Source organism: Tenacibaculum sp. DPLXC6 (assembly GCF_056815515.1).
In genome coordinates this window covers 61,103-73,651 of record NZ_CP141806.1, presented here as the reverse complement: position 1 = coordinate 73,651, position 12,549 = coordinate 61,103, and the positions used below count along the sequence as shown (strand labels likewise).

The following is a 12,549-nucleotide window of genomic DNA, read 5'->3' as shown; positions in this document are numbered from 1 at the left end:
TATTTAAAGAACTCTCTAGAAACGCTTTATAAAGACTTAATTTCTAATAAGAATAATTCTCTAGCAAAGAAATAAAAAAACGCCTTAAATACAAATAAAAAAGACTTTATTATTTTTTTAGTACTTTTTTTAACTGACTAAGTACATAATCAACTTCATCGAGTGTATTTAATTTACTAAAAGAAAACCGTACAGATGTTTTCTTTTCTTCTTTTTCATTTAAAAACTCCTGTAACACGTGAGATCCCTTACTACTTCCACTTTGACAAGCACTACCTCCAGAAACAGCTACTCCAGACAAATCTAAATTAAACAACAACATTTTATCTTCAATAGGAAATTGTAAGTTCAATATTGTATAACTTGTTTTTTCTACTGACTCTCCGTTAACCTTTACATTTAGAATTATTTCTTTTACTTTATCTACAAAGTACTTTTTTAATCCTAAAATATACTCTTTATCTTTTTCTAAATCTTCATAAGCTATAGTTAACGCTTTTTCCATACCAACTATGGAGTGTACATTTTCTGTGCTTGACCTAGCTCCTTTTTCTTGCTCTCCTCCATGTAACATTGGTAGTATTCCTATACCTTTTTTAAAATAAGCAAATCCTACTCCTTTAGGTCCATGAAATTTATGAGCGCTTGCTGCAATAAAATCTATTGGTGTTTTTTGTAAGTCTATATCATAATGTCCTATGGCTTGTACTGTATCTGAATGAAAATACGCTTCATGTTCTTTACATAATGCTACCACATCTTCTATAGGCAGTAAATTACCTATCTCGTTATTTACATACATTAAACTCACCAAAGTTTTTTTCTTTGATTTATTTAGTAAGTCCCCCAGACTCTCCATTGAAACAGTTCCGTTTTCATTTACCCTAACATAATCTACAGTTATTTTGTATTCTCTTTCTAAAAACTTAACTGTATTTAAAACTGCATGGTGCTCTATCTTAGAAGTAATAATTCTTTCAACTCCTAAATTTAAAACTGCATTAAATAAAATTAGATTGTCTGCTTCTGTTCCTCCAGCTGTAAAAATAATTTCACTTGAAGACACATTAAAATGTTTTGCTATATTTTTTCTGGCTGTTTCTACCGCAGCTTTAGCTTTCCTACCATATTGATGAGTAGATGATGGGTTACCAAAATTTGTTAACATTGATTGTTGAACAGCTTCAATAACTTCAGGCAACATAGGTGTTGTTGCTGCATTGTCTAAGTAAACAGATTTCATAGGGCAAAAATAAGGTTTTCTTTCTGATAGTTAAGCTTTCAAAAAATTACTGATTTTGAAAAATATATACCTCGGTAGCTCCTTGTCCATACTTTTGATAAGAAGCATCATAATATTTAACTGGATAGTTATTTAACAAGTATTGTAACTCTGTTTTTAAAACCCCATCTCCTACTCCATGTATTAAAACTAGTTTTGATATTCTTTTAGATATACAATATTCTAATTTATGTTTTGCTGTATTGATTTGTATTGATAAAATATCAAAATTATCCATTCCTCTTGTAGACTTAACCAACTTTTCAGCATGTAAATCTACTTCCATTACTATTTCTTTTTTATCTTTTACAAAAGATGTTTTTTTCTTCTTTTCTTTGGATTGAATTTTTGCTTTTAGCATTGGATTATTGATGTCAGAATACTTGCTTAACTCATTTTGATCCACTTCAACTTTTACCAATTCTTTCCTAAGAAAACAATACTCCATTCCGTCCTCATCTTTAACAAAAACCTCTTCATTTTTAATTTTTGTTACAAATCCTCTAATATCAGCATCAATTACTGCCACTTTATTACCGATTTCTAAACACATCCTTAACCTTTATTTAATTAGCTAAAAGGGTATTAGCTTGTATTTTTGCAAATAATTATACTCTGCAAAAGAACTGCAAATAAATGATAAACACTAAGAATATTAATACAAAAATTTTCTTTGAGGAAGCAAGAAAAGAGTTAATCCTTACTGAAGAGCGAAAAGATTTATTACTTGAAATAGCTGATACTATTCTTGAAGAGTATCTTGATAGAGAGAAAATAAATTTAAACTTTATTTGTACTCATAATTCTCGTAGAAGTCAATTAGCACAAGTATGGAGTTTCTTTGCTATTGAATATTTCAACTTAAAGAATATATTCACCTATTCTGGCGGAACAGAAACTACTTCTTTCCATAGAAATACAGTAAAATGTTTACAAAAAACTGGTTTTACTTTTAGTGTAGTTGATTTTTCTCATCAAAACCCAAGATATTTAGTTTCCTTTAACGGGACTAAAAAATCTATCTTAGGTTTTTCAAAATTATACGATCATCCTCAAAACAGTTATCCTTTTATCGCTATTACCACTTGTGATAACGCTGATCAAAATTGCCCGTATATTCCTGATGCAATTGAGCGTTTTCACCTACCTTATAACGACCCTAAAGCATCAGACAATACTGATTTAACTGAAGAAACATATCTAGAAACAAGCAAACAAATTGCTGGTGAGTTGTTTTTTATTTTTGAAAATATTCAACAAAAATTATCTTAGTTTTTATACCTCTATACTTTTATCGTAAGGTATTCTTTCTAAAATATAATTAATCACATTTATTCTTGCTATTGTTTTTCTATTTGCTCGAATAACTTTCCATGGAGATATTTCTGTGTTTGTTTTTGAAAACATGGCCTTTTTGTATTCTGTATAATCATCCCAAAGCTCTTGCGCTTTTTCATCTACAGGTGTCATTTTCCATTGTTTTAATGGATTGTTCTTTATATCATTAAATCGTTTCGCTTGTTCCTTTTTGTTGATAGACATGTAAATTTTCACCAAACGAATACCCGACTCTAGAATCATACGTTCAAAATCATTTACCTGATTCATAAAAATCTCATATTCTTCTTGCGTACAAAAACCATTAACAGGTTCAACAACCGCTCGATTATACCAGCTTCTATCAAAAAAAACTATTTCTCCTGCTTTAGGAAACTGCTCTACATATCGCTGAAAATACCACTGAGTTTTTTGATCTTCATTTGGTTTTGGAAGTGCTACAATTCGCATATGACGAGGATTTATACGTTCTGTAATTCTACGTATTGCACCACCCTTACCTGCTGCATCTCTTCCTTCAAAAATTACAATTATTCGTTCATTTTCTTTTATTGCCCAAGCCTGTAAACGAATTATTTCAACTTGTAATTTTTTTAGCTTTCTTTCATAATCAACATATCGAATTGCTCTTTCTAAATTAAAAGATTTCGACAATAAAGCTTTTAAGCCTCTAGTTGTATTTAGTTTATTTACGTCTCTTTGAGTTAACTTTCCCATTCTTAATCTAAATGTTTTACTGAACGATAATAACGCATTACAATATTTGGATCTGGTGTTAAAATCGTTTGAGCTTCTTCTTTTCCTTCGTAATCAAATTGAGATAGCACATGACGCATACACTCAACTCTTGCTTCTTTTTTATTATTCGTTTTTACTACTATCCACGGACTGTAAGCTGTATGTGTTTTACTAAACATTTCGTTTTTATAATAACTATATCTATCCCATAATTCTTGCCCTCTTTTATCTACAGGACTAAACTTCCAACGTTTTAATGGGTTGTTATTTCGAGAATTGAAACGACGTAATTGCTCATCTTTTGAAATTGAAAGCCAAAACTTTATAACCACCACCCCATCTTCATATAACATATGTTCAAACTCTGGTACTTGCACCAAAAAATTCTGATACTGATCATCGGTACAAAACCCCATTACAGGCTCTACTACTGCTCTATTATACCAGCTACGATCAAAAAAAACTATTTCGCCTGGATTTGGCAATTCTTTAATGTAACGCTGAAAGTACCATTGCCCTTTTTCTACTTCTGTAGGCTTATTTAAAGCTACCAAACGAGTAGAACGCGGGTTCATATGTTCCATAAAACGTCGAATACTTCCTCCTTTCCCTGCTGCGTCTCTTCCTTCAAAAATTACTGCTACTCTTTTTTTATTTTTCGCAATCCATCGTTGAAGTTTTACCAATTCTATCTGTAATTTCCTTAACTCTTCTTCATAATCTAACTTAACCTTAACCTTACTTATAGAAATTCCCTTTTCTTTAATTATAGCCAACAACTCTTTATTTGTTGAAACATTTTCAAAATCTTCAATTGTTAATACAGGTTCTTCTTTCATAAGTCTATTAATTATTCTTCTTAATAATTTAACCAAGGTTGTGCTAAAATAATACGATATTTACAGCTATGAAAAAAAATATACTACTTTTATTTATCTTATTTTGTCTTTCTTCTTTCTCACAAAACAAATATTCAAAAGAGTTTAGTTTTATAAATGATAATGATTTATACACCTCTACTTACCAAGACAGATATTATACCAATGGAGCTTTTTTAACATACCGTTTTCTAAGCAAACAACAAGTAGAAAACATTGATAAAAAAATATATGAAATTCAATTAGGACATCATATGTACACTCCTTATAAAGCTATCGTAGAAACCGTTGAAGAACACGATCGTCCCTTTGCTGGTTATTTATTTGGTAGCTTTGGTATAAACAGGTTTTTCAAGAATGAATCTATTTTAAAAACATCCATACAAATAGGTGTTATCGGTTCATCTTCTTTAAGTGAAGAACTGCAAGGCGTTATTCATAAAATGTATGGTTTTAGAGAAGCTACTGGATGGGAGTACCAAATAAAAGACGCTTTTGCTCTTAATTTAAAAGCTGATTATATTAAAAAAATAACTAAAGACAATGTTTTTGATCTTAATTGGACTAACTCTGCCAGGTTAGGTACTGTTTATACTGATTTATCAACTGGTTTATACACTCGTATTGGTTTCAAACCTTTAGAAAGTATTATTAACTCTATTGCCTTTCATGGAAACTTAAACAATCAGGATACAAACTTCGAGAATAAAGCTGAAGTCTTTTTATACTTAAAACCAATGATACATTATGTAGCCTATGACGCTACTATAGAAGGTAGCTTTTTAAATGACAATAGCCCTGTTACATTTGACGTAGAACCTTTTAAATTTACAACGGAGTTTGGAATTCGTTTTACAAGTAATCGTTTTAATTTTGGTTATGCTATAAATTACCATACTAAAAAACTTAAAAGTTCGCGTGTTCCTAAAGGGAATTTTTATGGCACAATACAGTTAAATTATCAGTTTAATTAAGCTTATTGTACCCCCATAAAAAAATAATTTTTAAAATCATCAAATTAAGATATATTTGTAAGTCTAATAAATAGAAAAATTACTAAATGAAATTTATCGTATCTAGCTCACAATTATTAAAACAACTACAAGTTTTAGGTGGGGTTATAAATAGCAATAACACGTTACCAATTTTAGATAACTTTTTATTTGAACTATCTGAAAACGAATTAAAAATATCTGCTTCTGACCTTGAGACAACTATGTCTTCAGTTATTGAGGTAGAAAGTACTGATACTGGAGCGATTGCTATAAATGCTCGTTTATTATTAGATACTTTAAAAACATTTCCTGAGCAACCACTTACTTTTAAGGTTGAAGGAGATAATACTATTGAGATTATTTCTGAGCAAGGAAAGTATGATATGGCTTATTTTAGTGGTGATGAATTCCCTAAAGCTGTAGAATTACCTTCTCCTAGTAGCACTGAAATTCCATCTCATATTTTAGCTACAGCTATTTCTAAAACTATTTTCGCTGCCGGTAATGATGACTTACGTCCAGTAATGAGTGGTGTATTTTTTCAGTTCAATTCAAAAGAATTAACTTTTGTAGCTACTGACGCTCACAAATTAGTAAAATATACCCGTACCGATATTACTGCTGATAAATCAGCTGAATTTATCATGCCTAAAAAACCTTTAAACTTATTAAAAGGAATTTTAGGAGGTTCAGAAAATAACGTAACTATTGAGTATAACGACACCAATGCTAAGTTTACGTTTGATAACGTGGTGTTAATTTGTCGATTAATTGATGGAAAATACCCTAATTACGAAGCAGTTATACCAAAAGAAAACCCAAATAAATTAACAGTAGATAGAGCTTCTTTCTTAAACTCTGTTCGTCGTGTATCTATTTTCTCTAGTAAGACTACACATCAAATTCGTTTAAAAATGGCAGGTACTGAGTTAAATATTTCTGCGGAAGATTTAGATTACTCTAATAAAGCTGACGAACGATTGAATTGTGATTATCAAGGAGATGACATGCAAATTGGATTCAACTCTCGTTTTTTAAGTGAAATGTTGAACAACTTAAACTCTAACGATGTTTTAATTGAAATGAGTTTACCAAATAGAGCTGGAATTTTAACTCCAATTGATGGAACTGAAGAAGGTGAACTAGTAACTATGCTTGTTATGCCTGTGATGTTAAACGGGTAATAAATTCTTAATATATAAAATTACAAAAGCCACAGAATCAAAACTCTGTGGCTTTTGTAATTTTATTAACGTCTTTCTCTTTCAAAAATGATAAATAATTGTAAATTTACCTCTTTCAAACTTTATAAATTATAATGGGTAGAATTATTGCAATTGCAAATCAAAAAGGTGGCGTAGGTAAAACTACTACATCTGTAAACTTAGCTGCGGCTTTAGGTGTTTTAGAAAAAAAAGTATTATTAATTGATGCTGATCCCCAAGCAAATGCTACTTCTGGTTTAGGTTTAGACGTTGAAAGTGTAGAAATTGGAACTTATCAGGTATTAGAACATACAATTCCTGCTAAGGATACTGTTTTAAAAACAGACTCTCCTAACGTTGACTTAATCCCTGCTCATATTGATTTAGTAGCCATTGAAATTGAATTGGTAGACAAGCAACAACGCGAGTACATGTTAAAAAATGCGTTAGAGGACATTAAAGATGATTACGATTTTATTTTAATTGATTGCGCTCCATCTTTAGGTTTAATTACCTTAAACTCTCTTGTTGCAGCTGACTCTGTTGTTATCCCTATTCAATGTGAATATTTTGCTTTAGAAGGTTTAGGAAAACTATTAAATACTATTAAGAGTGTTCAAAAAATACATAATCAAGAATTAGAAATAGAAGGTTTATTATTAACCATGTTTGATTCTCGCTTACGCTTGTCAAACCAAGTGGTAGATGAAGTACGTAAACACTTCAGTTCTATGGTTTTTGAAACAATAGTACATAGAAACATTCGTTTAAGTGAGGCACCAAGTTATGGAGAAAGTATAATTTCATACGATGCAACGAGTAAAGGTGCCGTAAATTACTTAAATTTGGCGAACGAAATTTTAACTAAAAACGTATAATTACTGTAAATGGCAAAAGCAACAAAAAAACAAGCTTTAGGTAGAGGTTTATCAGCATTATTAAAAGAAACTGCAGAAGTAAATTCAGCAGAAGACAAAAATGCAGATAAGTTAGTTGGAAATATTATTGAGATTGATATAAACTCAATAGACGTAAACCCATACCAACCTAGAACTTATTTTGATGAAGAAGCGTTGCGCGAACTAGCTAGTTCAATTAAAGAATTAGGAGTTATTCAGCCTATTACTGTACGTAAACTATCAAGTGATAAATTCCAATTAGTTTCTGGAGAGCGTCGTTTTAGAGCTTCTAAACTTATTGGTAACAAAACAGTTCCTGCTTATATTCGTTTAGCTAACGATCAGGAAATGTTAGAAATGGCGTTGGTAGAAAATATCCAGCGTAAAAATTTAGACCCAATTGAAGTTGCTCTTTCTTATCAACGTTTAATTGATGAAATTCAACTTACACAAGAAGAATTAAGTACTCGTGTAGGTAAAAAACGTTCTACAGTTACTAACTATTTGCGTTTACTTAAGTTAGACCCAATTATTCAGACAGGAATGCGTGATGGGTTTATTTCAATGGGACATGGTCGTGCTTTAATTAATGTTGATAGTAATTCTGATCAATTAAACATTTATGAAAAAATTGTTCGTGATAAACTATCGGTACGTCAAACAGAAGAGCTAGTAAAAAACTTAAAAGCTGGTAAGGTTGCTAAAACAGCTAAAAAGAAAGCTTTACCTAATTATATTTCTGAAAGTGTTAAGGATATTAGCGACTATTTTGGACATAAAATTGACGTTACGGTGAACAATCGTGGAAAAGGTAAAATTTCTATCCCTTTTCATTCAGAAGAAGACTTTAATCGTATTAAAAACTTATTAAAGTAATTGAACATACGTACAATCATATTCGTTTTTTTTAGTCTTTTTTTGTTTCAAAATACATTTGCTCAAAAAGATTCTATTGCCGTTAGGGCAAAACAGCTTCAATTAACTAGCGACAAATACAACCCTTTATCTCCTTCAAAAGCTGCTTTTTATTCGGCTATTTTTCCTGGAGGTGGACAAATTTATAATGGAAAATACTGGAAAGCTCCAATAGTATGGGCAGCAATGGGCGCCAGTGCTTATTTTTATATTCATAATAGTGATCAATATGATCGCTACCGAACTGCTTTTAAACTTCGTAAACAAGGGTTAAAAGACGAATTCACCAGAGAGGATGGAACTGTTCTTATTTCTACTGCTGGTTTAGAAAGTGCTCAAAAAACTTTACGAAAAAATAGAGATTTATCATTATTAACTGGTGTACTTTTATACGTTTTACAAATTGTTGAAGCTAGTGTTAACGCACACTTATTACAATTTGACACAGATGATAGCTTGTCTGTAAAACCAGTAATAACTCCAGATCCTTTATTTATAGAAGCACCAAAGGTTGGTTTAACACTAAAATATTCTTTTTAAGATGAAAATAGCCTTACTTGGTTATGGTAGAATGGGTAAAGAAATTGAAAAAATTGCTTTACAAAGAGGTCATGAAATTGTTATAAAAGCTTCTGGGAAAGAAGTGTATGATATTACAGAAGCTGATGTAGCAATAGACTTTAGTATTCCTTCTTCTGCATACGACAATATCAGTAATTGTATTAACAATAATATTCCTATTATTTCAGGAACCACTGGTTGGTTAGATAAATACGAAGATATCGTTAATTTATGTAATGAAAAGAAAGGCGCATTTATTTATGCTTCTAACTTTAGCTTAGGTGTTAATGTTTTCTTTGAACTAAACGAACAACTTGCTAAAATGATGAGTACTTTAGAGCAATATAATGTTTCTATTGAAGAAATCCATCATACTAAAAAGCTAGATGCCCCTAGCGGTACTGCAATTACATTAGCAGAGGGTGTTATTGAAAACACAAATAAAAAAGCTTGGGAGCTAGACAAAAAAACATCAGACGAAAATATTCCTATCACAGCTATCCGAACTCCAGATGTTCCAGGTACTCATACTGTAACTTATAACTCTGAAGTAGATACAATTGATATTAAACACACCGCTCATAATCGTCAAGGTTTTGCTTTAGGTGCAGTAATTGCTGCTGAATGGTTAAATGGTAAAACAGGTGTTTTTACTATGCGAGATGTGTTAAACTTAGGTTAATAGCGTAACAAAAAACTCTAAAAGCACACAAATAATATTGAATTTATTCCTTGTAAGGAAATACAAAATATATAGATTATGACATTTACTGAATGGTTTTTATTCTTCTTACTTATACAAGTTATTCATTTTTTAGGTACTTGGAAACTATATACTAGAGCTGGTAAAAAAGCTTGGGAAGCAGCTGTGCCTGTATATAATGCCATAGTACTAATGCAAATAATAAATCGCCCAAAATGGTGGGTAGTTTTATTGTTTATTCCTATCGTTAACCTATTAATGTTTCCTATTATTTGGATTGAAACATGTAGAAGTTTTGGCTTTAATAAAAGACCTGACACCATCTTAGCAATTCTAACTTTAGGGTTATACATCTATTATATCAACTACTTTACAAATGCAGAGCATATAGAAAACAGAAGTTTAAAACCTAGATCTCCTTTAGGTGAATGGGTAAGTTCTATTGCTTTTGCTATTATTGCTGCTACTTTAGTGCATACTTATTTTATGCAACCTTACACCATCCCTACATCATCATTAGAAAAAACCTTATTGGTTGGTGATTACTTGTTTGTAAGTAAATTTCATTATGGTGCACGTGTTCCTATGACTACAATCGCAGCACCAATGGCACATGATACAATTCCTGGATTAGGTTTAAAATCATTTTTATCTGATGATAAAAATAAAGATGGTTTACTAAATAAACTGTCATTACCTTACATGCGTGTTCCTGGTTTTCAAAAAATTAAACGTAACGATATAGTTGTTTTTAGCTGGCCTTCAGATTCCTTAGCTACAATGTGGGGTGACAATTCTGGAAAATTCACTTATAAACCTATTGACAAACGTACTAACTATGTAAAACGTGCTGTAGGTACTCCTGGTGATAGCTTAGAAGTGCGAGATGGTTATGTATTTATTAATGGAGAAAAAACGGTATTACCTGATAGAGCAAAGCCACAATGGCTACATATTGTGGATACTAACGGTGAAAAGTTTAGTGAAGGCTCTGTAAAGAGATACAACATCAGAGAATGGGGAATGCAAGGAGATAAATATGTCTTGAATTTAACAGATGAAGAGGCTACTTTAATAGCTAAAAACCCTATTGTAAAAACTATTGAAAAGCACATAACCCCCAAAGGGACTTATGATAAATCTATATTCCCTCACGATCCAAGATATGCTTGGTCTACCGATAATTTTGGACCTATATATATTCCTAAAAAAGGAGCTACAGTAGAGCTAAACTCTAAAACCATACCTTTTTATGAGCAAATTATTCGTAGGTATGAGGATAACAACTTAACAATTTTTGGAGACGACATTTACATTAATGGTAAGAAGGCAAAAGAATATACTTTTAAGCAAGATTACTACTGGATGATGGGAGACAATCGTCAACGCTCATTAGACGCTAGAAACTGGGGATACGTACCTTTTGACCACGTAGTTGGTAAACCTGTAATGATTTGGTTAAGTTGGGATGCTAACGCACCTAATTTTATCGCTAAATTAAACTCTATTCGTTGGGATAGAATGTTTACAACTGTTGGTGGCAGTGGTAAACCAGTTTCTTATCTTTGGTTAGTTTTATTATTAATTGGAGGTTATACTGTATATAGTTTTAGAAAAAGTAAAAAGAAGAAAGCGTAATGTCACTTTTTATCCCTACTTACTTTGCTCCTATTTCACAGTATGCTGCAATCTATAAATCAGACGTAATAACTTTTGAAGTAGAAGACAATTATCAAAAGCAAACCTACCGTAATCGTTGTTATATTTATGGAGCTAACGGTAAACTTGCCTTAAATATTCCTGTTAAACACAAAACAAAAGACGGTAGAAAAAAGACAAAAGACACGTTAGTGGAAAATGATTTTCCTTGGCAGCAACAACATTTTAAATCGTTACAATCAGCCTATCGCTCTTCTCCTTTTTTCGAATTTTTTGAAGATGATTTACATACTATTTTCAGCAAAAAATACACCTTTTTACAAGACCTAAATATTGATACTCATTTATTTGTAGCAGATGCCTTACAAATTGATCAACAATTTAGTAAAACAACTAGTTACGAATTAAGCCCTGAAAAAACTGATTTCAGGTCTTTAGCAATTGCTAAAAAAGGAGTTGAAATAGAAATGGATTCCTATGTTCAAATGTTTGATGATAAATATGGGTTCATACCTAATTTATCTATTTTAGATCTCCTTTTCATGGAAGGCTCTAATACTATTAGCTTTTTAGAAAAAATTAATGTAAATTTGGAATAACCCCCTCTAGTTATTTCATCCTTTCATTATTTTACTTATGGAGTTTTTTAGAGAGTTTTCGCAAAATTTTCATCCTTTATCTGAAGCTGCTTTAAATAAAATATTTGCTATTTTATCTATAAAGAAGTTTCCTAAAAATTATGAGCTAGTCTCTTTAGGTCAGATGCCCACAAATGTATATATCTTAAAAGAAGGAATTATAAGGTCATATAACGTAGACTCCAAAGGAAAAGAACACACAAAAACTCTTTACACTCCCGTAATTACATCAGGTAATTTGGGTGCTTTAATTAAAAACGAGCCTTCTGAATTAATTTATGAATGCTTAACTGACTGTGAAGTTTTAGAATGTAATTATCAAGATTTTTATAGTCTTTCTTTACAATATCATGAGATTTCTATTTTTCACTACAAAATACTACAAAACATATATATTAGGGAAGAATCCAAAATTTTAGAGTTACAGATGTTGGATGCTACTCAGAGGTACAAAAAACTCCAAGAAAACTATCCAAACATTGATAATCTCATTAATCAATACCATATAGCTTCTTACCTCAATATTACACCAGTTCAACTTAGTAGAATTAGATCTAGTTTTATTTATTAACATATGTTAATGGTTATACTATAAAACTGTTCTAAATTTGTTTTTGTAATTAACAAGTTACATACCCCTTATCATATTCAGACCTAATTTCCCCTTAAAGTTAGGTCTGTATTTTTACTTCAATAACTAAAAGTTTTTTATTAACTTAGTAATTTACCCTCACTATT

14 protein-coding genes are annotated in these 12,549 nt (G+C 31.0%); 10 read left to right on the top strand and 4 right to left on the bottom strand.

Features of this window, described 5'->3' with window-relative positions; genetic code table 11:
• Positions 1–109: 109 nt before the first annotated feature.
• The gene (locus VCM48_RS00390; RefSeq protein ID WP_482271197.1) at positions 110–1,243 is read right to left on the bottom strand and encodes a cysteine desulfurase family protein; all 1,134 of its coding nucleotides are present in this window, start codon (positions 1,241–1,243) and stop codon (positions 110–112) included.
• Between the two features lie 46 nt (positions 1,244–1,289).
• Positions 1,290–1,835 carry a Smr/MutS family protein gene (locus tag VCM48_RS00385; RefSeq protein WP_273694577.1) on the bottom strand — a complete coding sequence of 182 codons (546 nt, stop codon included), beginning with the start codon at positions 1,833–1,835 and terminating at the stop codon, positions 1,290–1,292.
• An 83-nt stretch (positions 1,836–1,918) separates the two neighbouring features.
• Here VCM48_RS00385 and VCM48_RS00380 point away from each other — a divergent pair, with 83 nt between their 5' ends.
• Entirely contained in the window at positions 1,919–2,554 is a 636-nt protein-coding gene (locus VCM48_RS00380; protein WP_482271196.1) for a low molecular weight phosphatase family protein, read from the top strand.
• 3 nt (positions 2,555–2,557) lie between these two features.
• Here the strand turns inward: VCM48_RS00380 and ppk2 (VCM48_RS00375) are convergent, their stop codons facing one another.
• The gene (gene ppk2, locus VCM48_RS00375; RefSeq protein WP_274640399.1) at positions 2,558–3,337 is read right to left on the bottom strand and encodes a polyphosphate kinase 2; all 780 of its coding nucleotides are present in this window, start codon (positions 3,335–3,337) and stop codon (positions 2,558–2,560) included.
• Between the two features lie 2 nt (positions 3,338–3,339).
• Positions 3,340–4,197 (bottom strand): polyphosphate kinase 2, encoded by an 858-nt coding sequence (ppk2, locus tag VCM48_RS00370; protein ID WP_274640400.1) that lies wholly within the window; start codon positions 4,195–4,197, stop codon positions 3,340–3,342.
• Positions 4,198–4,265: 68 nt separating this feature from the next.
• On the opposite strand from ppk2 (VCM48_RS00370), the gene VCM48_RS00365 reads away from it, so the two are divergent.
• The 9 genes from VCM48_RS00365 to VCM48_RS00325 all read left to right on the top strand — a co-directional run bounded on the left by VCM48_RS00365 (position 4,266) and on the right by VCM48_RS00325 (position 12,382).
• Entirely contained in the window at positions 4,266–5,210 is a 945-nt protein-coding gene (locus tag VCM48_RS00365) for a lipid A deacylase LpxR family protein (RefSeq protein ID WP_482271195.1), read from the top strand.
• Between the two features lie 86 nt (positions 5,211–5,296).
• Positions 5,297–6,415, top strand: coding sequence for a DNA polymerase III subunit beta (dnaN, locus tag VCM48_RS00360; RefSeq protein WP_125067899.1), 1,119 nt, complete (start codon positions 5,297–5,299; stop codon positions 6,413–6,415).
• 134 nt (positions 6,416–6,549) lie between these two features.
• Positions 6,550–7,314: a ParA family protein gene (locus VCM48_RS00355; protein ID WP_274640403.1), complete on the top strand. Its 765-nt coding sequence runs from the start codon at positions 6,550–6,552 to the stop codon at positions 7,312–7,314.
• A 9-nt stretch (positions 7,315–7,323) separates the two neighbouring features.
• Positions 7,324–8,211 (top strand): ParB/RepB/Spo0J family partition protein, encoded by an 888-nt coding sequence (locus tag VCM48_RS00350; protein ID WP_047789667.1) that lies wholly within the window; start codon positions 7,324–7,326, stop codon positions 8,209–8,211.
• 42 nt (positions 8,212–8,253) lie between these two features.
• Positions 8,254–8,790 carry a DUF5683 domain-containing protein gene (locus VCM48_RS00345; protein ID WP_482271194.1) on the top strand — a complete coding sequence of 179 codons (537 nt, stop codon included), beginning with the start codon at positions 8,254–8,256 and terminating at the stop codon, positions 8,788–8,790.
• 1 nt (position 8,791) lies between these two features.
• Complete coding sequence (gene dapB, locus VCM48_RS00340; RefSeq protein ID WP_482271193.1) at positions 8,792–9,493, top strand: 4-hydroxy-tetrahydrodipicolinate reductase; 702 nt, start codon at positions 8,792–8,794, stop codon at positions 9,491–9,493.
• A gap of 78 nt (positions 9,494–9,571) precedes the next feature.
• A complete protein-coding gene (gene lepB / locus VCM48_RS00335; RefSeq protein ID WP_482271192.1) occupies positions 9,572–11,152 on the top strand; it encodes a signal peptidase I in 1,581 nt (526 codons plus the stop codon).
• Entirely contained in the window at positions 11,152–11,772 is a 621-nt protein-coding gene (locus tag VCM48_RS00330; protein ID WP_482271191.1) for a WbqC family protein, read from the top strand. Before lepB ends, VCM48_RS00330 begins: the two co-directional genes overlap by 1 nt.
• Positions 11,773–11,809: 37 nt before the next feature.
• Positions 11,810–12,382, top strand: coding sequence for a Crp/Fnr family transcriptional regulator (locus VCM48_RS00325; protein ID WP_482271190.1), 573 nt, complete (start codon positions 11,810–11,812; stop codon positions 12,380–12,382).
• Positions 12,383–12,549: the final 167 nt, after the last annotated feature.

Coding starts and splice junctions, on each gene's coding strand:
- VCM48_RS00390 (WP_482271197.1), bottom strand. CDS start 1,243: ATGAAATCTGTTTACTTAGACAATGCAGCAACAACACCTATGTTGCCT.
- VCM48_RS00385 (WP_273694577.1), bottom strand. CDS start 1,835: ATGTGTTTAGAAATCGGTAATAAAGTGGCAGTAATTGATGCTGATATT.
- VCM48_RS00380 (WP_482271196.1), top strand. CDS start 1,919: ATGATAAACACTAAGAATATTAATACAAAAATTTTCTTTGAGGAAGCA.
- ppk2 (WP_274640399.1), bottom strand. CDS start 3,337: ATGGGAAAGTTAACTCAAAGAGACGTAAATAAACTAAATACAACTAGA.
- ppk2 (WP_274640400.1), bottom strand. CDS start 4,197: ATGAAAGAAGAACCTGTATTAACAATTGAAGATTTTGAAAATGTTTCA.
- VCM48_RS00365 (WP_482271195.1), top strand. CDS start 4,266: ATGAAAAAAAATATACTACTTTTATTTATCTTATTTTGTCTTTCTTCT.
- dnaN (WP_125067899.1), top strand. CDS start 5,297: ATGAAATTTATCGTATCTAGCTCACAATTATTAAAACAACTACAAGTT.
- VCM48_RS00355 (WP_274640403.1), top strand. CDS start 6,550: ATGGGTAGAATTATTGCAATTGCAAATCAAAAAGGTGGCGTAGGTAAA.
- VCM48_RS00350 (WP_047789667.1), top strand. CDS start 7,324: ATGGCAAAAGCAACAAAAAAACAAGCTTTAGGTAGAGGTTTATCAGCA.
- dapB (WP_482271193.1), top strand. CDS start 8,792: ATGAAAATAGCCTTACTTGGTTATGGTAGAATGGGTAAAGAAATTGAA.
- lepB (WP_482271192.1), top strand. CDS start 9,572: ATGACATTTACTGAATGGTTTTTATTCTTCTTACTTATACAAGTTATT.
- VCM48_RS00330 (WP_482271191.1), top strand. CDS start 11,152: ATGTCACTTTTTATCCCTACTTACTTTGCTCCTATTTCACAGTATGCT.
- VCM48_RS00325 (WP_482271190.1), top strand. CDS start 11,810: ATGGAGTTTTTTAGAGAGTTTTCGCAAAATTTTCATCCTTTATCTGAA.